The 21,699-nt window shown below is 46.3% G+C and carries 23 protein-coding genes; 2 read left to right on the forward strand and 21 right to left on the reverse strand.

What is annotated here, in order from left to right:
• Window positions 1-71 precede the first annotated feature (71 nt).
• The 21 genes from AC0YN6_RS17470 to AC0YN6_RS17570 all read right to left on the reverse strand — a co-directional run bounded on the left by AC0YN6_RS17470 (window position 72) and on the right by AC0YN6_RS17570 (window position 15,971).
• On the reverse strand, window positions 72-1,157 hold the full coding sequence (locus tag AC0YN6_RS17470; protein WP_475748357.1) for a phage major capsid protein: 1,086 nt from the start codon (window positions 1,155-1,157) through the stop codon (window positions 72-74).
• A gap of 21 nt (window positions 1,158-1,178) precedes the next feature.
• Window positions 1,179-2,396 (reverse strand): hypothetical protein, encoded by a 1,218-nt coding sequence (locus AC0YN6_RS17475; protein WP_475748358.1) that lies wholly within the window; start codon window positions 2,394-2,396, stop codon window positions 1,179-1,181.
• Between the two features lie 27 nt (window positions 2,397-2,423).
• Complete coding sequence (locus AC0YN6_RS17480; protein WP_475748359.1) at window positions 2,424-3,902, reverse strand: hypothetical protein; 1,479 nt, start codon at window positions 3,900-3,902, stop codon at window positions 2,424-2,426.
• Window positions 3,902-6,163, reverse strand: coding sequence for a hypothetical protein (locus AC0YN6_RS17485; RefSeq protein WP_475748360.1), 2,262 nt, complete (start codon window positions 6,161-6,163; stop codon window positions 3,902-3,904). Before AC0YN6_RS17485 ends, AC0YN6_RS17480 begins: the two co-directional genes overlap by 1 nt.
• Before the next feature lie 77 nt (window positions 6,164-6,240).
• The gene (locus AC0YN6_RS17490; protein WP_475748361.1) at window positions 6,241-7,488 is read right to left on the reverse strand and encodes a hypothetical protein; all 1,248 of its coding nucleotides are present in this window, start codon (window positions 7,486-7,488) and stop codon (window positions 6,241-6,243) included.
• Window positions 7,489-7,646: 158 nt separating this feature from the next.
• Window positions 7,647-7,919: a hypothetical protein gene (locus AC0YN6_RS17495; protein WP_475748362.1), complete on the reverse strand. Its 273-nt coding sequence runs from the start codon at window positions 7,917-7,919 to the stop codon at window positions 7,647-7,649.
• Between the two features lie 15 nt (window positions 7,920-7,934).
• Window positions 7,935-9,689, reverse strand: coding sequence for a terminase large subunit domain-containing protein (locus tag AC0YN6_RS17500; RefSeq protein WP_475748363.1), 1,755 nt, complete (start codon window positions 9,687-9,689; stop codon window positions 7,935-7,937).
• A gap of 48 nt (window positions 9,690-9,737) precedes the next feature.
• A complete protein-coding gene (locus tag AC0YN6_RS17505; protein ID WP_475748364.1) occupies window positions 9,738-10,163 on the reverse strand; it encodes a hypothetical protein in 426 nt (141 codons plus the stop codon).
• Window positions 10,164-10,180: 17 nt separating this feature from the next.
• Window positions 10,181-10,531 carry a hypothetical protein gene (locus AC0YN6_RS17510; protein WP_475748365.1) on the reverse strand — a complete coding sequence of 117 codons (351 nt, stop codon included), beginning with the start codon at window positions 10,529-10,531 and terminating at the stop codon, window positions 10,181-10,183.
• A 16-nt stretch (window positions 10,532-10,547) separates the two neighbouring features.
• The gene (locus AC0YN6_RS17515) at window positions 10,548-11,006 is read right to left on the reverse strand and encodes a hypothetical protein (protein ID WP_475748366.1); all 459 of its coding nucleotides are present in this window, start codon (window positions 11,004-11,006) and stop codon (window positions 10,548-10,550) included.
• A gap of 6 nt (window positions 11,007-11,012) precedes the next feature.
• Window positions 11,013-11,372: a hypothetical protein gene (locus AC0YN6_RS17520; RefSeq protein ID WP_475748367.1), complete on the reverse strand. Its 360-nt coding sequence runs from the start codon at window positions 11,370-11,372 to the stop codon at window positions 11,013-11,015.
• Entirely contained in the window at window positions 11,369-12,115 is a 747-nt protein-coding gene (locus AC0YN6_RS17525; RefSeq protein WP_475748368.1) for a hypothetical protein, read from the reverse strand. The genes AC0YN6_RS17520 and AC0YN6_RS17525 overlap by 4 nt, the downstream gene beginning before the upstream one ends.
• 510 nt (window positions 12,116-12,625) lie before the next feature.
• Window positions 12,626-13,165: a hypothetical protein gene (locus AC0YN6_RS17530; protein ID WP_475748369.1), complete on the reverse strand. Its 540-nt coding sequence runs from the start codon at window positions 13,163-13,165 to the stop codon at window positions 12,626-12,628.
• A 91-nt stretch (window positions 13,166-13,256) separates the two neighbouring features.
• A complete protein-coding gene (locus AC0YN6_RS17535) occupies window positions 13,257-13,550 on the reverse strand; it encodes a DUF1653 domain-containing protein (RefSeq protein WP_475748370.1) in 294 nt (97 codons plus the stop codon).
• 2 nt (window positions 13,551-13,552) lie between these two features.
• On the reverse strand, window positions 13,553-13,837 hold the full coding sequence (locus AC0YN6_RS17540) for a hypothetical protein (protein WP_475748371.1): 285 nt from the start codon (window positions 13,835-13,837) through the stop codon (window positions 13,553-13,555).
• 16 nt (window positions 13,838-13,853) lie between these two features.
• Entirely contained in the window at window positions 13,854-14,234 is a 381-nt protein-coding gene (locus tag AC0YN6_RS17545) for a hypothetical protein (RefSeq protein WP_475748372.1), read from the reverse strand.
• A gap of 26 nt (window positions 14,235-14,260) precedes the next feature.
• Window positions 14,261-14,503 carry a hypothetical protein gene (locus AC0YN6_RS17550; RefSeq protein ID WP_475748373.1) on the reverse strand — a complete coding sequence of 81 codons (243 nt, stop codon included), beginning with the start codon at window positions 14,501-14,503 and terminating at the stop codon, window positions 14,261-14,263.
• 49 nt (window positions 14,504-14,552) lie between these two features.
• Window positions 14,553-14,906, reverse strand: a complete 354-nt coding sequence (locus tag AC0YN6_RS17555) for a hypothetical protein (protein WP_475748374.1) — start codon at window positions 14,904-14,906, stop codon at window positions 14,553-14,555.
• Between the two features lie 116 nt (window positions 14,907-15,022).
• On the reverse strand, window positions 15,023-15,373 hold the full coding sequence (locus tag AC0YN6_RS17560; protein ID WP_475748375.1) for a hypothetical protein: 351 nt from the start codon (window positions 15,371-15,373) through the stop codon (window positions 15,023-15,025).
• A gap of 188 nt (window positions 15,374-15,561) precedes the next feature.
• On the reverse strand, window positions 15,562-15,747 hold the full coding sequence (locus AC0YN6_RS17565) for a hypothetical protein (RefSeq protein ID WP_475748376.1): 186 nt from the start codon (window positions 15,745-15,747) through the stop codon (window positions 15,562-15,564).
• Window positions 15,732-15,971: a hypothetical protein gene (locus AC0YN6_RS17570; RefSeq protein WP_475748378.1), complete on the reverse strand. Its 240-nt coding sequence runs from the start codon at window positions 15,969-15,971 to the stop codon at window positions 15,732-15,734. Before AC0YN6_RS17570 ends, AC0YN6_RS17565 begins: the two co-directional genes overlap by 16 nt.
• A gap of 756 nt (window positions 15,972-16,727) precedes the next feature.
• Here AC0YN6_RS17570 and AC0YN6_RS17575 point away from each other — a divergent pair.
• Both AC0YN6_RS17575 and AC0YN6_RS17580 read left to right on the forward strand, forming a co-directional pair.
• The gene (locus AC0YN6_RS17575; RefSeq protein WP_475748379.1) at window positions 16,728-17,228 is read left to right on the forward strand and encodes a hypothetical protein; all 501 of its coding nucleotides are present in this window, start codon (window positions 16,728-16,730) and stop codon (window positions 17,226-17,228) included.
• A 568-nt stretch (window positions 17,229-17,796) separates the two neighbouring features.
• Window positions 17,797-21,543 (forward strand): hypothetical protein, encoded by a 3,747-nt coding sequence (locus tag AC0YN6_RS17580; protein WP_475748380.1) that lies wholly within the window; start codon window positions 17,797-17,799, stop codon window positions 21,541-21,543.
• The last annotated feature ends 156 nt before the right edge of the window (window positions 21,544-21,699 follow it).

The raw sequence follows: 21,699 nt of genomic DNA on the forward strand, positions 1-21,699 counted from the left end.
TATGGTTCGATTTAAGTAAAGCGCCGCCCCCGCTTTATGCAGGAGCGGCAGCTCTGATTATGCATTTTCCATTAGGAAACGATTTTGATGCGATCTGGAGCTGGGTACGTTTTCTCGAATGCTAGGTTGCGAGCCGTAGCTACTGCTTTACCTTCATTCAATACGCCAATACCGTAGCGCTCACGAATCTTGATCGTTTGGATATCACGCATTGGATCGTCGAATTGTTCTGTGGACAAAGGATCTTTGACCAAAAGAATACCAACATTGTTGCGGTCAACAACATACATATCGAATTTCTTCGACTCGTAGTTGAACGGTGCAAACGGCGTGAAGTTGATGTTGATCGAGAACGGAATCCGGCCTTGAACTTGATCAGGACTGATGGATAGGTTCGTGATCTGGCTGCCACCAAGTGCAGCATGTGACAAGGACTGCATGATGTCATTCTTGAAGAATACACTCCAAGTCAGTGGATGCATGATGATGTCCGAAGGCGTGAAGCCATTCGCCATTACAGCGATAAACATGTCGATCATGTCCTCTGTGCTCATCGTGTTATTGAGGTTACCCTCGATATCCATACCAGTTGTACCCGCTTCTTGGTACTTCTGACGAATGTCATTATCGAACACGATATGTCCATGGTTCGAGAACTGAATGAAGATTTTTTCTTCTTTCAGACGGGCCATTGCTTCCCCCGCTTTACGGACCAGAATACCGATCACGTCCCATTGACTGTCGTTGATCATTTCATCTGTTACGCGGACTACCATACCTGATTTACCAACCTTAACTTCCTGCGTGCGGTGCAGTTGGAAGTCAACAGTTTCTTCTAGGTACGATTGTGTTTCCCCGATGTCATGAGCACGCATAGCGCCGATCGAAGGGAACTCAATGGAACGACCGTCAGTAAGACGAACCGTTTGAAGCAATTGGGAACCAATATACATTGGCTCAGCTGCTTCACGCATCATACCAGTGATAACGCGTGGGATTAGGATGGAAGCATCTTGAGTAGTCAAGGCTTCTTTAACGGATACGAGCTCCTGCTTAGGAATCTGTGTCCAATCCTCGTTTACATTCAGCTGACGCTGCATGCGTTTTAGGACGGAAGTGGATTGCTCGGAAAGTTGCATTTCGTTGACGTTTTTCATCTTATTTTCGCCCTCCTTCTATTATTTTTGTAGTAGAATCCGAACAGCACCGATGGAACCTTTGAAGTCCCAACCAGTCGGAATACCTGGGATTTGGCCAGTTGCTTTGTACGTTGCCGTAATTTCAACTGGAGTCGAACCAGTATTATCTGTATCTACGATAACCAAGCCGCGCTCAACATCGATGTAGTCTGGAGTGATTGTAGCGCCACCCTTTTTGATAACAACCGATCCTTCGATAGCTGGAAGGTTCAATAGATAGAAGTTGTGTTTGCCGCTTTGACCAGGTTGGATCAAGCCAATTTTCTGATCAGTGAAGGACACTTCGATATTAGAGCCATTTGTAAGGCCCGGAATACCTTTAGGCTTGTACTGCCCTTTGTCCCAGTTTGCGTACGTTTTTTCGTACGGATAGCCTGGGAATCCGTCTTGTGATCCGATGTCTTCTGGACGGAAGCCGCTGTTATTGATGTGCTTGTCGTCTTTATACATGTCCTCTTGAGACCAGCCAACCCATTTCAACCAGCCCTGTGGAGCCATGTTGGTTTCAACGGACCATACTTGACCAAATACCTGCTCTTGCAAGCGGCTTTGCTCTTTCAAAAGTGGCTTGAGTGCAGCAAGATCTGCAGCAGCGTCAATGTCGCTGTTTAGCTTCTCGTAGTCCGCTTTGATAATGCGACCAGTTGAATCAGAGATAACAAGATCGCCATTTTTAACTGGACGAGAGATATCAGTGTCGTAGAAAGAACCCCACTCGATTTGGTACGCATCCGCTTTAACCGGAATGTACGGAAGCTCGATGTAGATTTCATTCTCGATTGTAGGCTGCATGCCGTTGAAACCATCAACGAATTGCTCGTAAAGGTTGCCGTATGCTACGCCGATTGGACGGTTAGCAGCACGCGTGTACGAGTTACCGTCACGACCTGTTTCTACAGTGTCCACACCGCCATTTGCCAAGGTAAGAACGGGACGCATAACGCCGCCTTCCATGTCCTTGATTTGACCGTTTTTCAAAACGCCATCGTTGTCAGTAGCCGGAGCAACTGCGCGGCCTTTCGGAATTACAACCCAACCATCACCACCGAAGTGATATTGAAATAAGCGCGGTAGACGCGGGTCAATCATGAACTTCTCACCTGGAGAATCATGAGTACCAGCTTGCAGTTTCGTGTTTGAACGCATGTACTGCGTTTTAGATCCTTCAATGTTCGATTCGCCACGGAACATTCCCATTACTTTTCAGCTCCTATTCAAGGTAGATTACTTGCCGTGCTTGCCTTTTTTATTGAACATGTTTTTCAAGATATCCTCAGCTTCATTTACTGTGATTACTTTCGGCTGTTCTCCGCCGTTCGCTTCATCAGTGCTGTAGCCTGGATTAGCTACGCTGCCAGCAATGCCGCGTGGATTCTTTGATTCAGCAAGCAAATCTGCGAGTGAATTTTCCAGCGACTCTTTGGAGCGGGTAACATGTGCACTAACGGCCTCTTCATGATCCACGCCAACCACATCTGGTTTATTGAGCTGTCTTTTTGCATCGACAACCTTTTCAGCCAAAATGCGATGCAGCTTGGAATGAAGATCTGTGTTCTCATTGAGCAGACGAGTGTTTTCAGTCGTCATCTCTGCGAGAAGCGTTTTGTTTTGTTGATTCTCCACCACCAAGTTAGTGATTGTGTTCTGCATTTGCGACGCAGTTGCAGATTCAGTAACTGGTGTAGTTGGAGTAGCTGGAGTTGCTGGAGTATTCTCTCCCTCTGCTACAGGTGTCTCTGGAGTAGCTGGTGTTTCTGGATTTGTTCCAGCACCTTCGGCAACTGGTGTTTCAGGTGTAGTTGGAACTACCGGTGTTGCTGCAGGTGTTTCTCCCTCGGCAACTGGCGTATTTGCTTGCTGTTTGTTAGCAGGCTCAGGCTCGCTCCTCATTGGAACTTCGCTCCCTTCTTGTTCAAAAGTCAGAAGACTCTTGATTTGGTTTTTCATAGATTCACTCAGCGATCCAAATAGATTGGATTCAGGCTGCCTGATACTGTGAAACATTCCCTCGGCAATTTGGAAGATCTCCGCGTGTACCGATTCGGCAGAAGAAGCGGAAGTAGATCCTTCTTCATCCCCTACTTGTTCTACATGTGTGTTGCCGGCGAACTCGTCTGCGGGCACGTTAACGTACGAAACTTCTCTTCCGAATGTGGTTCCGATTATGAAGTGGGCAGTTTGCTCTTCATAACTTTCCCCCGGATAGTGATCACACCACGATTCGGTTCGATCTGTACCACAAATGTTGCACGTTACTTTGTCTGTCGTCGCCCCAATTGAGACAGTCTGATAACGTCCGTCCAACACTTTCTCTACGGCTTCCGGATCGGTGATTTCACAAGTAAACATGAGTCCAGGTTTACCAGACTGTGTAACATCGTGAAACTCTGCTTTGATGATTCGCCCGATCGGCTCTCCGTTATAATCATTATGGTGCGTGAGGACTGGCTTCGGTCTTGGATACGTCCAACTTTCAAGTCCTGCACTCAGCCCCTCCTTCGTGTAGAACGTGAAGTTTTTCGTACGTCCGACGTGGATGGCCTCCATTTGCACCAAGAGCTTCTTTTTCTTCCCTTGTGCTGCTTCACTTAGCTTACTAGCCGACTCCTGACTCAAGTTTGCAGTGATTCTGACCTGCTCGATAACTTGTTTTGGAACCAGTTTTTTAGCTGCATGCTCATTCAGCGTGTACGCAACTTTCACTAACTTTCACCTCCCTCTCGTTCGAGAACTAGATCACATTCACAGTTCGTGTGGAACGGAGGAATGCGTGTATATATGGCAGACTCGTCATAAGACGAGAGTGACACCAAAGTAATGGGCTCCTGGGATAACTCCAAGCACATGCTGCATCCGCCATCATGCTCGACGTGAATCGTTTCGACTCCAGCCTTCGCCATAGCCAGTACGTATCCGTAGTGGTAAGTTTTAAGCAAGGTTGTCTTTGCGATCGCCCGTAAGCGGTGCTTTATTGCCTGGAATGTCGATCTCGCAGTCAAGATCATATTGACCGTATCATCCATACCTTCTAGCCTGCTGGCCAGTTGACTATAGATGGTCTCTTCCATCTTGTTGAAAGAATCGCGTCCTGTCTCACATACTGACCGGAGAGCAATCGGCATATTGATCGCCGGTGTCTTCGACAGCTTCATTTCCTCTGCTGCCTTTTTTGCACCTTCTATTAGTACAGGGCGAGCAGTTTTTTGTATGAGATTCTCCATACGGTCTTTGCCGAAATGGATCGAGGAGAGCATAGTTTTAACACTCTTGGACTCCGATGTGTTACGCTCGTTGTTTTTTGCAATCTCGCCAACAACATCTTCTTCCATTTGCACATAGATTCTTTCAAGACTTGAAACAAGCTCGTCCACACGGGAGAAATCAAACCTTTTAGCAATGCGTGAAACACTCTCTTGCGGCGTTTCAAACTCAATACTCCATCTTGGATGATAGGCGATCTCTGGCGGAGAAGGATAGTTCTCTCGATAGGCTTTGTCTTGCTGACTTTCTGTCGCCCTCTTAGGTCCACTCTTCTTGCCGTTTTGATTTGCAGGTTGTTGCTTGTTATCGGTTGCAGCGGTTGCCGCTGCAGCTTGATCCAGGGTTGCCTGGTGTTCAGCTTGCTGCATGCCAATCATTTGGAAGAATAGTCTGGATTCGTCCGCCACTGGCTCTGATCCCATGTTTTTACGGGTTTCTTCCCAGGTCTGTAGATTGTGTTCAAACTTGAATATCTCGTGCGTGTCCATTTTGATGCGCATTTCCTGCTCGATTTCGTTAAATACGAAGTCTACGTCGAAGTCTGGGTTAACCATAGGGTCAAATCCACCTTCAACTAGGATCTCTTCGATAATGTACTTGTCGATTTGCACTTGGATAGCCTGTTGCCATCCTTTGACCCGATCCGCCTTGTTGCCGCCCATAGCGTCAGCAGTGTTTCGGTTGGCCGTATCACCACGGCCGAAATCGACTTGAGACATACCAAGACCGGAAAATACACGGTTTTCGAAATACTCCAGATACGGCTTACCGTCGATAGCTGTCACTTGGACTGCTTCAATCTTATGCCGCTCTGGCAGCACCATCGCGCCATCTGTAGGCATGCTTTCGACCGTCGCTCGCAAAGCCTCTAACTCTTCATCGGATGCTTCGGATCCTGGCTTATCCGTACCTACGGTATAAGCTAAGAGTGGGAAGATATGCCGATACAGCAGCAATGCCGCATTTTCTTCGACTTTTCGAAGAAGACGTATATCGTCCAAAACCGGTGTTACCCATGGCACGCCAAAGGCCTCACCAACAGGGACATTTACCTTAATATGAACAATATCTTCTGGTCTAAAGTCGATAGGATCGCCGGCGCCTTGCACCTCTTGACGATACCCAGTGACATTACCATTCATGTCTCGCTTCACCGTCATGGTGTAAGGAGCGAGTCTAAAGTATCCAGCGACTGGATCTTTGGCAGGCAGCATGGCAAGCGCCGGTATTCCCGGTGGTAGCCCTACGCCCTTCTTCGCTCTTGCTTTGACAAGAAATGAGTTAGAATATTTGACGATATCGTCGGCAATACCATGGTACAATTCCTCTGTTGGAACCAAAGTCGCGATCTGCATCATATTTAGGCGAAGACGCAAATATTCGATGGACTGCTCATTCTTCGTTCGGTAACCATACCCGCTCTTGAAGATCAGTTCACTATATTTCATCATAGTCTGCATAAGATAGCTGTCTCGCTCACAGGCTGTCTGTATGATGTTGAAGTCATACTTCGGTGTCTCCAGAATTTCTCGCCCGCTGCCACCGCCTGCGGCATTTGAAATCTGATAGCCAATTCGCTTTACTTGCGTAGCTTTCGGATCACGGTTGATGGCAACGCCTGAGCTTCCGCCAGAAGTTGGCGCGGGTGCGGTAGCATTCTTGATTCCAAACCGTTCGATTAGACGATTGAATAGTTTAGCCAAGAACTCCTCCCCTTTCAGCGCTCGAACCATTAATATCATGTTTAATTATATCCTGAAAATGCAAGGCGTTACACTTCCTATAAAGAGGGGTATCCGTGTGTGATTGCATACTGCACGGCCCATTCGTCAGTGACGGGCTTCACATCTTTGAAATCCTTGATTATTCGAAGGAAAAGTCGAATAAGCTCCTTTTTTTGAATCATGGCCATCTGTGTGTCATAAAATATAGACTCTTGCTGGTAAAAGCGAAGCAGATCCGTAATTGCCGATTCGTTTTTGGATTTGGTCGCAGATAACGATTCAACCATCAAATTAGCGAATGATTGAAAAGCTCCAGGCAGCTCTTGCTGATCATAAAGCCATCCTTGCAATGGAACCTGTGTTTTTGTCTGCAACTGCTGATAAAACCACTGTTCTTTCGAGATGAATCCTTCTTTATAGTCATCTGTCATGTGGAATTGACCTTTCAATTCACTCTGCTTCTGCGTTAACTGTGTGAAGTTGAATACGAGCTGACCGATCACAAGCGACAGATCTGGAGCCGTAGAAACGTTCATGATAAAATCCTTCACGCCGACTCCTACGATCGATGTTGGAAATCTGAGAATCATTTCAATCTGCGTTGTGATCTGAGAGAACATCGCGTATCGATTCTTATGCACATAAGCAACATCAGCAAATGAAGTATGGAGCATGTCTTGCGTCTTTTTGGACTCTTCGGTGCTATATAATTCATTCTCTAAAATCGTGATGGAATCTGTTGCGCCTGACTCGTGATCCGATTCGCGATACGCTTCTTTAATTTTCTCATCAAGATGGATGAACCTTTGCTCGGTTTGCAGCCAAGCGCTGATCTTTTTGTCTTCAGCTTCAGCAATTTCATCGATCTGCGTTTTTTCTGTAATCTGGCTTCGATAGTATTCGTCCATAAACCCTCTTCGAAGCGAACAGGAGGCTTTCATTCGTGAAAGGATGGAATAGATCTCTGCATCTCCTGAACCGTCGTGCGAGCCAATCTGCTCCTCTGATGACGTTACATCCAAGAAGATACCAGAAGCGAGTGCCTTTTTGTAGGATGCGAATGCTTGCCCCTTGTTTCTCTCATCAATGAGGTCTAATAGAGTCTGGATTCTAGTAATTAACTCATCGTAGTCAATTAGACTCTTTGTTATGGTAAAATCCCGTGATCGCTCGATTTTTAAAACAACATCCGACGATATACCGCCATATTGCGAATTGTCGGGTCTTTCGATGCGAGGATGGTAGTCTAGTATCTCTCGCTCATAGGAGGTGTCGACACCGGCGTTTCCGAATAATTCCTCCATAATTCACCTCGTAGTCAAAGTATGTAGCTGTAGCAGCGGGGAACTGCTACAGTGGGAAAGGGATGGGGGTGAAGCTTAGCCAAAGAGAAATGCAGGGTTTGTTCTATTGGCTTGCACCACTTGTGCAATTTAATCTCTACGCGTAGAGAACCAAATGATTATCTGAATACGTTAATTCCGCCACCGATCATAGCGCCGGAGACTCCCATTCCTAAGGCTCCAGCGCCTGTACCGATAGCTCCAGCTAAAAGAGCGCCCTTCCAACCTCGCGGAATATTATCAATCCCACCTACTCTATGCGCATAAACACTGGATGCGCCGCCGATCACGCCACCGATCATGCCGCCAGCTTTCGCTCCAGTCCAGGCACCGCCCATAACCGTATTTTCTTTCTTCTGAACCCTCTGATAAGGCTGGTTAGACTGCATCATGTATCATCACTCCTCTTAAAAGCTCTTTCTTCCAGAACTAAATCTGGACCCGCCTCTTCCCCATGGGCTTGAGCCCGTCTTCTTTCCATATCCAACCGTCACCTTATTCATGTGCCAGTTTGGATTATCGCGTGCCTCTCGCTCTCTCTGCTGCCTGTTTGGCTGAAACACATCTCTTGATCCACCAAATACCTTCTTAGACAATTGCTCTTCTATTCGGTTATTAACAATAACGTTTCGCGTTGCAACTTCGACTTTTTCTAGTATTTTAGTGATTTGAGGAAACTCTAGTGTGAATCCCATAACTGTTAGCATAAAGGCATCGAGGGCATGCTCGTTTTCGCTTGTATATTGAGGTTTACCTGATTGTGATATCTTGACCACCTGGTAATTCATCATCTGCTTCCAAATATCTTCATCAAATGGCGAGAGGATGATTTGTCCACGCTCCAAAAGAATCTGCGTCTGATTGATCATGAAGTTCTTCGCGTCTTTTTTGTCGACCTCGCGAGTTCCAGGATCCACAATCTCGATGTTTTGTTGGAATGCAATGCCTTTCACTTTTCGGTGAAGTCCACTCTCAGGATTGGTCTGTCCGTATTTGTGCAGCGCCTCGATCTGATACTCACCATAACCACGGTCAATATACCAGAACTTCGGATCATATATCTCATTTAGTTCGATGATCTTGTTTACCGCATTATCAAAAGTAAACTCGCCTCGCGGAATCTCAACACGAATCGTCGGCCTAAACTTTTTAAGCGTCTCATCGAACTCGGAAATGACGATTTGAGTGGCACTTCCGTATTTATCCCAATCGACCCCTCCGATTCGAATTGCAGCTGGAGCGTATCTCTTTTTAGTATAGGGTCCGAGGTAAATGATGTCATCCAGCGCCACGTTGTTCTTTTCAAGCTGTGCGCGCTCGTAGACGTTCAGTTCTCTATAGCTATACATGAATTGCGATTTTGCGTACTCTACCGCCGATTTACTGAATACACCGACTGTTTCTTCTCCGAACTCTGCCTCAATCTCATGAATATAGGCCTGATCGGTCATTGTCGCCCTAAACTCGCCTTCCATCATGGCATCCCATGAAGGGTTGACGCTTGATGGGAAATGATAAGACATGTATCCCGTATTCGGGTTTGTACAGACCTCATAGAAGAAGTCTCGCTTACCTGTTGGTGTGGAAGAGCACCATATGCCGATCCGCTTTGCATCCTCGAGTGCGATGGCTGTTACGGATTCGATACCGCCTCGGTCACAGTAATCGATCTCATCAATAAAGATCCAGTCTGCCCTTTGACCACGTATTGAAGCACCCGCCTGACTTCCGGCATTTGCTCCAATCGTAAATCCCATGATTCGGCTGCCGTTAGCAAACTCGATCATAAATGGATTCTTTGTATTGGATACGATATCGTTGTGGATCTCTTCAGCTCCAAGAATCATCTCATTGAGACGCATGAAGATAAGTCGAACTTGGTTTTCGTAAGGCGCTGCAATAAGTAGTCTTGCATTCGGGTGGTGAAAAGCGTACCAGAGGCAGAATACAACCATCGTCTCTGTCTTTCCAACCCGTCGACCCATTCGCACAGCAAGACGCCTTGACCCGTTAAGAATATCTTTAATTAACTTCCGTTGATACCATCTGGCCTTCCAAGCGTTTCCCTTTGGATCTTTTAACTTCCAATAGGCCCACTTGACTGGATCGGAGCGGATTTCCCGCTCCATGTCATCCATTTGTTCATTATTGGGTGCACTCATTAGCTACAACCCCATTACTCGCACTATGAAGATTATCCGATTTTTTCATCAATTGTTTGCACCGTCCATCAGACTACCGAGTATTGCACCGCCACCAATAGCTGCGGCACCTGTAATTAGACTTCGCTTACCAATTCCTGTGCCCCACATTTTCTTTCCGCCGAACATTTTTTTGTTAGCCTGTCCAGCCAGTGTTGAGCCGCCCCCGCCTTTTACTTTTTGCGCAGTGCCTAATCCATCGACACCCATTGCTGCTCGCTGATCAGCGCTCATGTTTTTCAGTACGGACGGATTGATACTTACATTGCCTGCCCCTGTGTTTTTTGCAACACTAATTGCATCATGTGCCTGATTCATTCTCGGTAGTCCAAGCCTTGCCGCAGTAAATGCCGCTCCGCCAACCATAGCTCCACCAACAAATCCGGCTCCAATTCCGTTATCTACCTTTTGGTAAGGTTGATTTGCATACATCATCTCTTATTGCTCCTCTCTTAATCGGTCATGTAGTCTGCTCCCATCCCGATGGAACCGCCAAGAAGTCCTGAACCAGCATAGATCCCCGCTGTCTTTGCCAACCCAAATCGACCACCAAAGACACGACCTGATCTCGTGTTTCCTCTCATGAATCTTTCGGCACTCTTACCAGTCAAGACCTTATCTTGTTTCTGGAACCTGCCTTTAGGCTTTACAATCATGGTATCCTCGCGGCCTTTAATGGCACGCCTGCTTGCCGTGCTTAAAATACCGTGGGCGACTCCAGCGGCCCCCATTCCGACACCAGCACCGATTGCAATCCCATTCCATGTGTTGTCATGCGAGGCTCGCTGATAAGGCTGATTCATCCCTTACACCTCCTTCTTAATAAGTCTTGAAGGCTCCTCTGGCATGATTACTCATGACCGCTGCTGCTTGCTGGCGTGCGCCTGACATATTGGACATTCCCATCTGTTTTAAATAGGTCTGACCTTCCGTTTCAGCGAATCCGCCACCAAACATAGAAGCCTTGGCTCCATGTCCGGCCTTTGCCGCATCCACGCCTCGCAAGATAGCTGGCGTCATCTGTGCAGCAGCTACGCCAACCGCAGCGACCGTACCTGCCACAGGGCCCATCGACATGAATAAGGCATTGGATAAAACGGCCTTACCTACAGCCATTACAGGGTTTTCGCCATCCTTGATCCTCATATAAGAGTCGCCAATGACAAATGCACCGCCAAGCCCCTTTCCAAGCCATCCTTCTGGTTTTTTACCTTTAATCGTGGGACCGGCCGGCCCATTTAATAATCCCTGCCTCGTCGGCCCGCTTTGATTACTCATTGTTCATCAACCTCCATTCCTGAGCTTATGAAGAGCGAACACAAGGTCTCCAGTTGCCTCCAGCTTCGGCCCATTATAAGGAGTCGAATTGTATGCTTGACCATCTGATCGCGTACCTGGAAGCGATTGAATAAGGTCTGGATCACCGCCTCGCTCTAATGCCCGATCACGATAATAATCCTCGTGACCCTCATCTATCTTGTATCCGGCATAAGCTGCAACGCCAAGACCAGCAAGGGCTGCACCTTTTTTGTTTAGATCACGACCAGTGTACACATTACTCAATGCTCGCTTATTGACGGACTTTTCCGTAAATGTATCCTTCATGTACTTTCCGAATTTTCCTGCGAATCTAACGGCACTCATTGCTCATCCATCCCTATTGGCTCGACGTCGATAACTACATCGCCAGGAGTGGGACCGTTTTTACGACGATAGTACGCCTCTTCTTCTTCATCCTCACTTAGGTCATGCGCAGCCATATCCTGATGCACTCTCATCATGTCTGATGCGCGCTGAGAAGCACTTAGCTCGATTGTCACTTTCGATCCGACTTTATCGCGTCTTGTGGAGTTAAGCAGCTGCAACATTTTGCCTTTAGATGCGCGAAGTTTCTCTTTGTACTCGACAACAGGATGAAGTTCTTGTTTTCGCAACTCATCACCGTTTTCTGTGATGCCCACTACATTATCAACGATAAAGTCGGCATCAATTGCCATCTTGTTGTCGCAGCGCAGCAGGGATACGTCGATGTCCACGATATCCTTAACCATCAATAGGTCAATGGTGTTGGTGGAGTCATTCGGATCTATCTTGAGCTCATGACAATAGCGATCATATAGCTCTTCAATCGCTGCAATTTCTATTGGACATTTCTCGGCAAAAGGCGCTATTCCGAGCTTATGTAGCTCGCAGTTTTCAGCATATGGACACGATTCTGCTTTGCATATAATAGGCACGGATGCATACATACCATGCTTGGTTTTTCGTAATCGTCTTGCAATATCGATAGCCTCAACAGCAGCCGGATTCTTAGTCCAAGCTGTCGGGTTTAAATTTTGTGAAACCGTTAGTTTACCAGCTTCAGTTACGGGTCCTGTACTTGCCATGCTGCTCACTCCTTATATGTAAGTGAGGGAAAATGTCGTCGCCCCTACATGAGTTATGTCCGTATAGGTTTTATGTGGGCGGTCTTCCCCCTAATTCTAATTGTACATGGTGGGTCGTGATGTAGAGAACCTTAGTGGTTGTGCGTCTTGAGGCGATATGAGGTGGCTTGAGGGGTATTGCTCGATCAGTGGGCTTCCTCTTGGAAATGCCCAGCATATTGCCATTTTTCTTTCCTTTTCTGCATAAAACAAAAACAGGCTCCAGAGAGTGCCATCTCTGAAACCTGTTTACTTGGATGCTAGGGGAAATGTCGGAGATCCCTTTTGAGCTTCGCTGATTTTATTCTAAGCCATAAGGCTAAAAATAGCAAACACTTGTTCGCATTTTTTGTTCGTTTTTTTTGAGGCGCCATCCATCAAGGATGAATAGCACCAATGTAAAAAGGGGGGTTGTTTATATTATACATCAATATTGTAACGCATTACAATGTTTTATTAATGCGTTTTTTATCAAGCATATTCCAGGTGTGATTCGTAGTCGGATGGCCTGTTACTAAACCTACACATGTACTCAGTCAGCCATCTCTCTTCGGTTATCCATCCCGCATTCCTATTCTCTTGGCTTTCCTCAAAGAGTGCCGGTATTCGCTCTGCCGTCATTGTCTCTGCATACCCACTTACTGAGCAGTATCTGAAGAAATCCTTGAATCTGCTTGGCTCCCGCCTAGACAGGGATCCGACCATAATAATCCGCATATTAGGAAAACTTTGCAGATATCGATTGAAATTCGGGATGTGAGTTCTAGCCTCTGGCTCATCAAATATTACTTCTTTATCAGCAAACCAGATGGACTGATAACCTTCCAGTGAAGTGACAAATGATACTTCGTGATCGTCAAATCTAAAGGACTGTATGCCTCTGCTGCTGCCAGAAATCACAACATCACTCCACTGATTATCAGCAAGCATTTCGGAAAACACATGCTTCATCACCTTCATTTGGTTGTCATTTATGCAAACGATTATGACATCCTTGTCTCGTCGCAGCATAGCTCGCCTCAGAATAGCGTGAGTCTTCCCTGTTCGCCTCGCAGCGATGATGCATGTGTGATCGTCCGTGTTTAGGAAGTCGTCCCAGAAGCTATAAGCTTCGCCGCTGGTGAGCCTTACGCGCCTTAGAGGCTGAAGGAGTGTGTATTGGTTTAGTAGGTTCATGTCGCACCCCCATTGGACGGAATCTTGGACCTTTGTAGTTGTATTCGGGCACATCGACATATTCTTCCCACATGGCTGGCGGTCGGAAGTGCATATCACCTTCTGCATCCATGTAGGCAATGAGCTCTTCTCTTGTCTCCGAATGCTTCCCGAATCCAACTACACGGTATGTTCCACCCTTGTAATGCTGCCAAATAGATCCTATTCTTGGATTAGCCATTATCATTTGCCCCTCTTAACAGGCCGAAGGCCCGCTTTCAAAAATTTCTTCAAACTAAATCTTTCTCCATTTAACGCCGGTTTTTGCGAAATTATGCGATCATCATTTGGATCATTGGTTGTCATATCAAAGCAGTGAAACTTGTCGCAGGTTTGATCATAGCTTCTTGGCTCTCTGTAGATCGTACAAAGACCCTTACGGTTTTCATCAAGATCAGGGTCATGCTGCTTGTACATATACACGCAGCTGCCGCATCTTTCATCACAATATTCGCCACACTTAATCATTTGAATGACTCCTTCTCTACCTGTAAATAACCCAATCCTTTTTGAGCAAGTCCTCCTGATCTGGAGCATACTCTGTTGGATCATGCCCAGGAACTGTGATCTGCTCCATGATTTTGTTTGCTTCTGTGTCATAGTAGAGATAAAAATTAACCTCGCTTCGAATGGTTACCTTCCAACCGGATCGCAGCATACGAAACGCTGCGCCAAAGTCAAAGCATTCGGCGTGCAAGATCTCCCTGGAGTCAGGCATGAGAATAAGTGCCTTCTTATCTCCATACACCGCTGACCACTGATTGGCAATCATATGCAGTTGCTCCATTGTCAATCCGCTTGCTGATATCGTATACACGCCATTACTGTATTGGATTTTATCCAAGTACGCCTCTAGCAAATTCATGGGCTCCCCAACCCCTTCCCCTTAAATCACCCGAAGTCTTTGAAGTCCTCTATCGCCTTGGCTCGATAGGTTTTATCCGTCTTCATTCGCTGCCAATGTGCATAGAACTCATCATCGTCATCGATTCCTTCATCCATCTTTTGTATCCAGCCTCTTGTTGCATCCCTTGTCTTCTGAATACCATTCTTAATACCGTTTTGGACACGACCTCTGGCATGAGAGAATAGCGAACTGCCGGCTTGTATTGCGCGATTACTAGCTAGAAACATGATGTCACCACCTTATATTTGTGTGGCACATCCTCCAGTGATTCATTTTTTATTGTCCGTTGACGAGGCCGATGGCTTCCATGTATTTGTACTCGAGATCCAGTATCACTTTGATGGCCTCAAGATCAACGTTCGCGCCGAGCTCTGTCATCTTCTCTACGATAAACTCAGCCATAGCTGTTTCGTCAACATGAACTGGAACACTCATGACGCTCTCTGGATCTACTTGAATCGGGACAGCGCCTTCCGCGCATTCCGGCAAGCCTTCACCTTCGACAAGCATTTCTACACGATCCATGAAACCATCATGTCGAATCGCTCTAATCCGAACGCCTTCTTTGAATCCCAATCGATTAGCCACCAATTCACCTGTTAACACTACAATACCCGCATTCTTACCCATTATTTTCTTCCTCCTCATTGTTGTTTAGATCCTCTTCTAATGTCATGCAATCGGGACAGAACGACACGCCGCAACCGCACGGACATGTGACCGTGAAGCTCAAGCACATCTTGCAATCATGCATTCTGTTTCGCCTCTTTGGCTTTTCTTCTCTTGGATTGTTTGTAGGCACGTCGCTTCACTAAGCATTCAGAGCATACAGCCTCCTTGCGATCATTAGGCTTTCCGCATCCGCCACAATCTCCTCTTGCGATTCTAGCTTCAAACTTTTCCTTGTTGTAGCATGACTGACACTTACCTTTGGCATAGTTCTTGCCGGCGCAGCCTGCTGTTTCGCAACTGGAGTTCTGGCCTCGGTTTGTCATGACTGTTTCTGCGCTGCCGTGTCGAAGCAGTCGCCTATAATGCTTCCAGCACATGTTCTTTGCAATCGTCTTTTCTTCACTGCAACCTTCAACTATGCACATTTGTATCGCCCTCCCTAAAACAAATTACCTTGACTGTCTACCATCCCCTTGAACTTGCACCACTTACATTTGGCATGAAAGCTTGCTCCATCATGACCTATGTAGTCATAGCCAACGAAAAAGGAGTGATCCCCTATCCAACACAAGAACCTTTTAACGTACTTCAAAACCTGCCCCCTCCTTATGACTCAATGCTCGATTACGCCTCGAATCCGAACCGCTCCTACACGCTCATAAACGGCGTCCACGACGTCATCCAAATCATCAGCCTTGATATCAAGAAAATGGATTGCACGCATAGGAAACACCTCGTAGGCGATCTGGAACTGCCTGACCGGTTCCTTTGCTGGCTCAGCTTCTAAAAGTTGAACCATCGGTACCACCAGGCGCGGATTGTACGCTTCCAACCGTCTTTCATGGATAATTGGTAACCATCGATAAAGACGTCTCCTCCTACCAGACATACTCTGCTCCCTTCGATGTTATCCGGAATCTTGCGAACCTTCATGACCCCGCTTTCTGGGTCGTAGATTTTCACTGATCTACCCTCAATTGCAATATTGGCACTTAGTCTTGTGCTATTCGTCAAATGGGACATTGTGAAACCTCATCTCTTATTCTTAATAAAACTCTTATCATATTGTAACGCCTTACAATGTTGTTGACAACCACAAACACCCTATGAGGTCATTTCTCGCATAAAAAAATTTTACAGGTATCGCGAACACGAAGCGGGAGCTAATTTTTGTAACTTAGTGGTCCCCTTCATTTATTTTATTTTTTATTTTTACCTGTGCCACAGCATTGTCCCGAAGATTCGATTAATAGGGACAATGCAAAACAAAAGAGGCCTCGATTTCTCGAGACCCCTCTTGGTGCGAAGTACAAAAAAGGCCACCAGCTAAGAGGCCCTTTTGTCGCCAACGGTCGTCCGAAACCAGTTGGACTATATGTCATAGGAGGTGACAAATACATAATATCAATAAATGTAACGCATTACAAGTTGACGAAACAAATAATGCCCCATAAGGAAATTCCACATATAAAAAAATTTGCGAGGGGTAACAGTTTCTTTAGTTGTTGCATGTGTCGACGTTTAGCGCCCCACCCCACCTGACTTAGGTGGAGTTGAAGGGTTAGGCTTCAATGCAACAATCAAATGACCGATCACACTGGTCATGTCATCACGCTATGTTGTTATTCATAACAGCATGGTAACGATGACATGAGCAGCTGATATCACGCATTAAGCGCATGTCGCTAAGCGTATACGTGATATCGGTCGCATGCACTAAAGCATACATGTATAGCATGTATGACTAAACAAGGCCAATGGGCCAAGGAGGAAATAACAATGAACTACACAACAACAATCGGCAAGGTAGCAGTAATTACTACACTAGGTGCACACATTGCAAAGGAGTACATCCTTACTGCTAAGGACTACCTGGTACACTATGCATGTGCAACAGGTAGAGCTCTACGTACAGGTACTGCTGTCCTTGCTGAGGCTATGGGTATCAACAAGCATACGGCTATCGTAGGTACTGTAGCTGCTGTGGCTGCTGGCGTAGCAACACATGCAGGTGCAGGTGCTACGATACTGACTGCTACAGCAGCAGTAGGTGGATGGGCAGCATTGATAGCCATTCCACTAATGGCACTGTATGTCTTTATTGCCCGCCTACTAGGCAACAAGATGAGCTACATGCAGGTCTTTGGTGCTGCTAACATAGCTTGCCTAGTACCCTTCCTTGCTGTGTATGGTGGGTACCTACTAGCATGGGCTGTTGCTTACGCATCGCACCTTACTACACTAGCATGGTTCCATGCTGCTGTTATGTTCGTCCTTTAATAGGGGCGATCATAGCAGCCTAGTATGCCCTCCCCTACACGATAACGGTGGATGATGGGGATGTGGTAGGGCTAGGCACCTTGGCTACCTGGAGACAGGGGTAGCCATTGTACCATACTGAATTGACCCTAGTATGCAGGGGTCATGGGTGGGCAGGTCCACCTACTATGCATACTCATGTATGGCCTAACATGTATACATAGGCTACTGTACCAATGCCCCTACTATCGGGATCAAGATCCGATATAGGTGAGTATGTACGGGGTAATACGGGACCATCTGGTAGTAGCCCTCTGTATAGGGGCCTGCATGTGAGGGGTATATATGACCCGCTCCCCAGATGGGTATATAGGAGACATTCGTCTTCTTGGCAGGGCTTACGATGTAGCTCTTATTAGGGGGTGCCTATATATAGGTACCCTCTCATTTTGTTTTTCTATTTATTCGCTTTTCTGATTTGCCTCGATTCCGATTTAGGAAAGGAATCAGGCCGGTCCATGTCTAGGCTGTGGGGACATGGGCGTATACGCTACCGCAGACAAACTAAACTAATCGGAGGTATTCTACTATGAATACGAAACAACAACAATTTAACGCTATTAAATCTATCGAGATCGTCGATTCCAAAAGCAACAAGTATAAGCATGCAGCTATGACTAAGCATGTAGCTACTGTTAACATGATTCAGCAAGAAGCTCGCCGTCAAACGAAGGCTATTATTCAAGACTCTATTGCCGATGTGAAACGTACATCGGAAATCCTTGACCTTGTTCGTGTGGCTCCTGGTATGCACAGCAAGACGACTGCATTCCGCAAGATTGATCGCGCTATGCGTGCCGGCATGAACTTGTCTCACATCCTTCACAATCCGGGTCTTGCTGGTATCGCACCTTCTCACCACCACTATTTCCAAGCTTTCGTTGAGCTGCATGATATTGCTGGTACTTCCACTCGTGACACTCTGTTCCCTGTTCTAAACAGCCGCATCAACATCGCCAGCCTTAGAGAGGATGTTCTTGCAGATGGCACAGAGATCCTTGTATCTGTTCTTGACTATGACACTATCAGCCTAGATGAGGTTCATGGTGGCCACGTTAAGACTAGTGGCAGCTTGATCGCTGAGAAGATTGGTATGGGTCGTGCTACATTCGAGTTCTCGAACAAAGAGGTTATTGATGCACGCAACATCTTCTATGCAGACATGAGACTTGAAGAAGATGCTGATGATAACACGAAAGAGCTTCAGCGCAAGCTGGTTGAAGAAGGCTTCTATTACAATGAAGGTGGCGAGCTTCGTCATGCAAGCTTCTGGCTTCGTACACCATCACAAGAGCGTCAGATCCAAGGTATGTTCCTTGCTGACCATGCGATGTCTCCTGCTCAAGCATTCCTTCGCCTTGGCCATGACTTCCGTGCTTATGCAAGCCGTGATGTAGCTACAGGTATCTGGACACTTGATGTATCGAAGATGTTGAAGCGCTTTGGCCTATCCGGCACAAATACAACTGGATCATCGATGGTTACATTCCCGAATGCACGCGTTGTAACTGATTCCAGCATGGCTGATGGTGAATACAAGATTGTATCTGACAACTTCTCCATGTATGTGGCTGAGGATCGCTTTGTTCGCATCACAGACGGTGAGTTCAAAGCATGGCACAACAATGCTCCTGCTACATTCAAAGCTGTTGATGGCAAGTTCTTCGTTAAGCTTAGTGAGCAAGACAATAGTGATGCTAACTGGAAAGCTATTGAGACAAAGGAGATGCTGACAGCTGTTGCTGATGGCATGCTTCTTGCCGATGAGTCCGTTTATCTTGCGCTTCGTTCTGAGTCTGGTATTGATTCCGATGCATGGCAAGTTCGTATGAATCCATTTGGTAAAGGCCTTATGGTGTTTGTTCCTCAGCTGCGTCGCTTCTACGATGCTAACATCGTGGCATTCAAGTCGGCTATCAAAGGTGACTACCGCCTACTTGCTGATGAGAACGGCTACCTTCCTGAGAGCACTGACCTTTGCTTGCGTGTAGCGCGTTACAACAAGCCACTAGCTAAGAAGGCACAGTACATCAGCCTTCCTTACCAGTTCGCTCATGTTACTCGTTTGAATGCTGCTCAAATGATCGAGATTGCACAAGAGGCATTGTCCGATCTGCTTGCGATTAAGAATGATCCAGATCGCATTGGTAAGTTTGCTGGCGTGAAACACATCGAGGATCTGAATTACATGAACGATGAAGAAGTTGAACGCTTTGTCGACAAGTCCATTACATCTACCTTCTCTGCCTTCCTATCCTATGCCCGCTTCACTTACAAGGATGCATGGATGCAGGATAAGGCTCTTGGTTTGATTCATGAGTATGCGAAGCACTGGCAAGCTGGTACGATCCCTGTGCAAGGCGAATACCGCTACATGGTACACGATCCACTTGCAGCTCTTATGGCTAAACGCTTCAATGAGCGTAGTGAGTGCGGCAAGCTTCTTGTTCCAGCTAACGTTGGACTTAAAGCTGATACAGTGTTCATGGTTGATCGTGATGGAAAGACAGTTATCGAAGGTGAAGTTGCATCATTCCGCAACCCAGCTATCACAAAGGGTGAAGGCCGTATGGCTGTTGCTGTAAATGATCATGACTATGCACGCAGAGCTAAACTTGGTGCGTTCAAGAACGTATCGATCCGCAGCGTACATGACCTTAATACTCAAGCTATGGGTGGAGCAGATAACGATGGTGACGAGGAGTTTGATACTCGTGATGCACGCATCATTGATGCGATTAGTAAAGACGGCAAGTCCCGCTTCATCCCTGTACTTGATATGTATGTAGGCGAAGATGGCACATGGGAGTCTGGTTGCCCATACACTCAGTCCTATGCAGAGCAAGAGATTGGTTCTGTTCCTGCGATTGCTGCTGATGTACTTAGCCAAAAGGATTTCAAGATTACATTCTCAGATGAGCAGTTCAATGCTCCTGGCTTCTTAGATGCTATTCATGAATTAGCTAAGAACTATGTTATCCGTGCTATGCAGCCGAACAAGATTGGTGCTCGTACTGACTATGCTACTAAACTTGCTGATGCTGTTCGTAAGATTGGATACATGCTTGTTGAGTCCATCGATGAGAATGGAAAGGCTATTAGACGCACAGAACCTGAAGTACGTGAGCTTGTTAATGTGATTAAGCATTACGAGTCCCTGATTGATGTAGAGCGTTTCTGTGTAGGATGGGAGATTGACCGTGCGAAGCATGGTGGCCACTATGAGGTGGAACTGAAGGAGCTTCTTGATTTCGAGAACAACCCTCCTCACTATGCATCGTTTGCTGAAGAGAAGTTTGGCCGCATGACTGGCAAGCGCATCTGGAACAAACTCAAGTGGATGAGTGTCCACAAGAAGAAGTCCGGTGGCAAGAGCAGCGATTCCGTTATGAGCCGTGTTAACGAGTTCATGGAAGAGTGGATCACGACAAACATCGTTGCCGGTCGTGCTGAGGTGAAGTTTGAAGCGGATGAGCACAACATCATTGCTGACCTTAGAGAGAAATACAGCATCGATGCCGATCAATACAAAGTGATCGCTGAGAAGTTGAAAGCTGTTAAAGCACTATACGGTGCAGACTATTCTGCTGTTATGCAGAAAGAGCAAGCTGAGATTGAAATGGCTGAGAGCAACTTCCAAGCAAACTATGGAGAAATCAAGCCATCCAATAAGAACCTGTACATTCTTGATCGTGAGATCGAGGATATCTCTAACTCCTACAATGATGCTAAGAATCTAATCAGCGAAAAGTACCAATCAATTGTTGCAAGCATGGAGCGTATCCACAATGCAGGTGACATTGGTTATGTTGCCTACATGGAGACATACAGCAACCGTACAATCACAGTGGACAAGGAAACAGGTGAGCTATCCAAACCAAGCATCAACTTCCCTTGGTCTGTATGCAAGAGCCAGCTGCTTATTACATGCGCAATGGTATCAAACAATAAGGTCATTAAGAATCCATTCAAAGTGGAGATGGCTGACACTAAGATCAACTTTGCATTCAAGGGTAAACGCATCGAGGCATTTATGAATCTACTTAATGAGAAGAAAGAGTTCATCGTGGAGTATGGATACAACAAGGATTGTGATGCAGATCGTTTTAATGTAGGCATATTGGTTAACGACACTATCTATCCTGCAGGCTTCTTGTATAAGGATGCAACTGGAGTATTCAAGGCGGGTTCACAGTGGAGAGTTTCAATCACATCTGCCACAGCAAATAACAATACTGTTTTCACCATGGCAAACGCGATCACAGAGATCGTATAGTATCAACTACACGCAGGAGGCATGTTACGAGCATGTTCTCCTGCATCTATATTAACATATGTGCCTATTATATCAACCCTTCGGGTATGGATTGCAAACGATCATGCATCCTGTCCACTACTGTGTCACCTAAATCAAAACATGCAGCTGACGCTG

This window comes from Paenibacillus sp. J22P15 (assembly GCF_056269345.1).

Excerpts from the sequence above, each read along its gene's own strand:
- AC0YN6_RS17530 (WP_475748369.1), bottom strand. The coding sequence starts at position 13,165 with ATGCTGCGACGAGACAAGGATGTCATAATCGTTTGCATAAATGACAAC.
- AC0YN6_RS17550 (WP_475748373.1), bottom strand. The coding sequence starts at position 14,503 with ATGTTTCTAGCTAGTAATCGCGCAATACAAGCCGGCAGTTCGCTATTC.
- AC0YN6_RS17475 (WP_475748358.1), bottom strand. The coding sequence starts at position 2,396 with ATGGGAATGTTCCGTGGCGAATCGAACATTGAAGGATCTAAAACGCAG.
- AC0YN6_RS17540 (WP_475748371.1), bottom strand. The coding sequence starts at position 13,837 with ATGATTAAGTGTGGCGAATATTGTGATGAAAGATGCGGCAGCTGCGTG.
- AC0YN6_RS17565 (WP_475748376.1), bottom strand. The coding sequence starts at position 15,747 with ATGGTTCAACTTTTAGAAGCTGAGCCAGCAAAGGAACCGGTCAGGCAG.
- AC0YN6_RS17495 (WP_475748362.1), bottom strand. The coding sequence starts at position 7,919 with ATGATGCAGTCTAACCAGCCTTATCAGAGGGTTCAGAAGAAAGAAAAT.
- AC0YN6_RS17515 (WP_475748366.1), bottom strand. The coding sequence starts at position 11,006 with ATGAGTAATCAAAGCGGGCCGACGAGGCAGGGATTATTAAATGGGCCG.
- AC0YN6_RS17505 (WP_475748364.1), bottom strand. The coding sequence starts at position 10,163 with ATGATGTATGCAAATCAACCTTACCAAAAGGTAGATAACGGAATTGGA.
- AC0YN6_RS17545 (WP_475748372.1), bottom strand. The coding sequence starts at position 14,234 with ATGAATTTGCTAGAGGCGTACTTGGATAAAATCCAATACAGTAATGGC.
- AC0YN6_RS17520 (WP_475748367.1), bottom strand. The coding sequence starts at position 11,372 with ATGAGTGCCGTTAGATTCGCAGGAAAATTCGGAAAGTACATGAAGGAT.
- AC0YN6_RS17575 (WP_475748379.1), top strand. The coding sequence starts at position 16,728 with ATGAACTACACAACAACAATCGGCAAGGTAGCAGTAATTACTACACTA.
- AC0YN6_RS17535 (WP_475748370.1), bottom strand. The coding sequence starts at position 13,550 with ATGGCTAATCCAAGAATAGGATCTATTTGGCAGCATTACAAGGGTGGA.
- AC0YN6_RS17560 (WP_475748375.1), bottom strand. The coding sequence starts at position 15,373 with ATGTGCATAGTTGAAGGTTGCAGTGAAGAAAAGACGATTGCAAAGAAC.
- AC0YN6_RS17570 (WP_475748378.1), bottom strand. The coding sequence starts at position 15,971 with ATGTCCCATTTGACGAATAGCACAAGACTAAGTGCCAATATTGCAATT.
- AC0YN6_RS17525 (WP_475748368.1), bottom strand. The coding sequence starts at position 12,115 with ATGGCAAGTACAGGACCCGTAACTGAAGCTGGTAAACTAACGGTTTCA.
- AC0YN6_RS17510 (WP_475748365.1), bottom strand. The coding sequence starts at position 10,531 with ATGAATCAGCCTTATCAGCGAGCCTCGCATGACAACACATGGAATGGG.
- AC0YN6_RS17555 (WP_475748374.1), bottom strand. The coding sequence starts at position 14,906 with ATGGGTAAGAATGCGGGTATTGTAGTGTTAACAGGTGAATTGGTGGCT.
- AC0YN6_RS17500 (WP_475748363.1), bottom strand. The coding sequence starts at position 9,689 with ATGAGTGCACCCAATAATGAACAAATGGATGACATGGAGCGGGAAATC.
- AC0YN6_RS17490 (WP_475748361.1), bottom strand. The coding sequence starts at position 7,488 with ATGGAGGAATTATTCGGAAACGCCGGTGTCGACACCTCCTATGAGCGA.
- AC0YN6_RS17580 (WP_475748380.1), top strand. The coding sequence starts at position 17,797 with ATGAATACGAAACAACAACAATTTAACGCTATTAAATCTATCGAGATC.
- AC0YN6_RS17470 (WP_475748357.1), bottom strand. The coding sequence starts at position 1,157 with ATGAAAAACGTCAACGAAATGCAACTTTCCGAGCAATCCACTTCCGTC.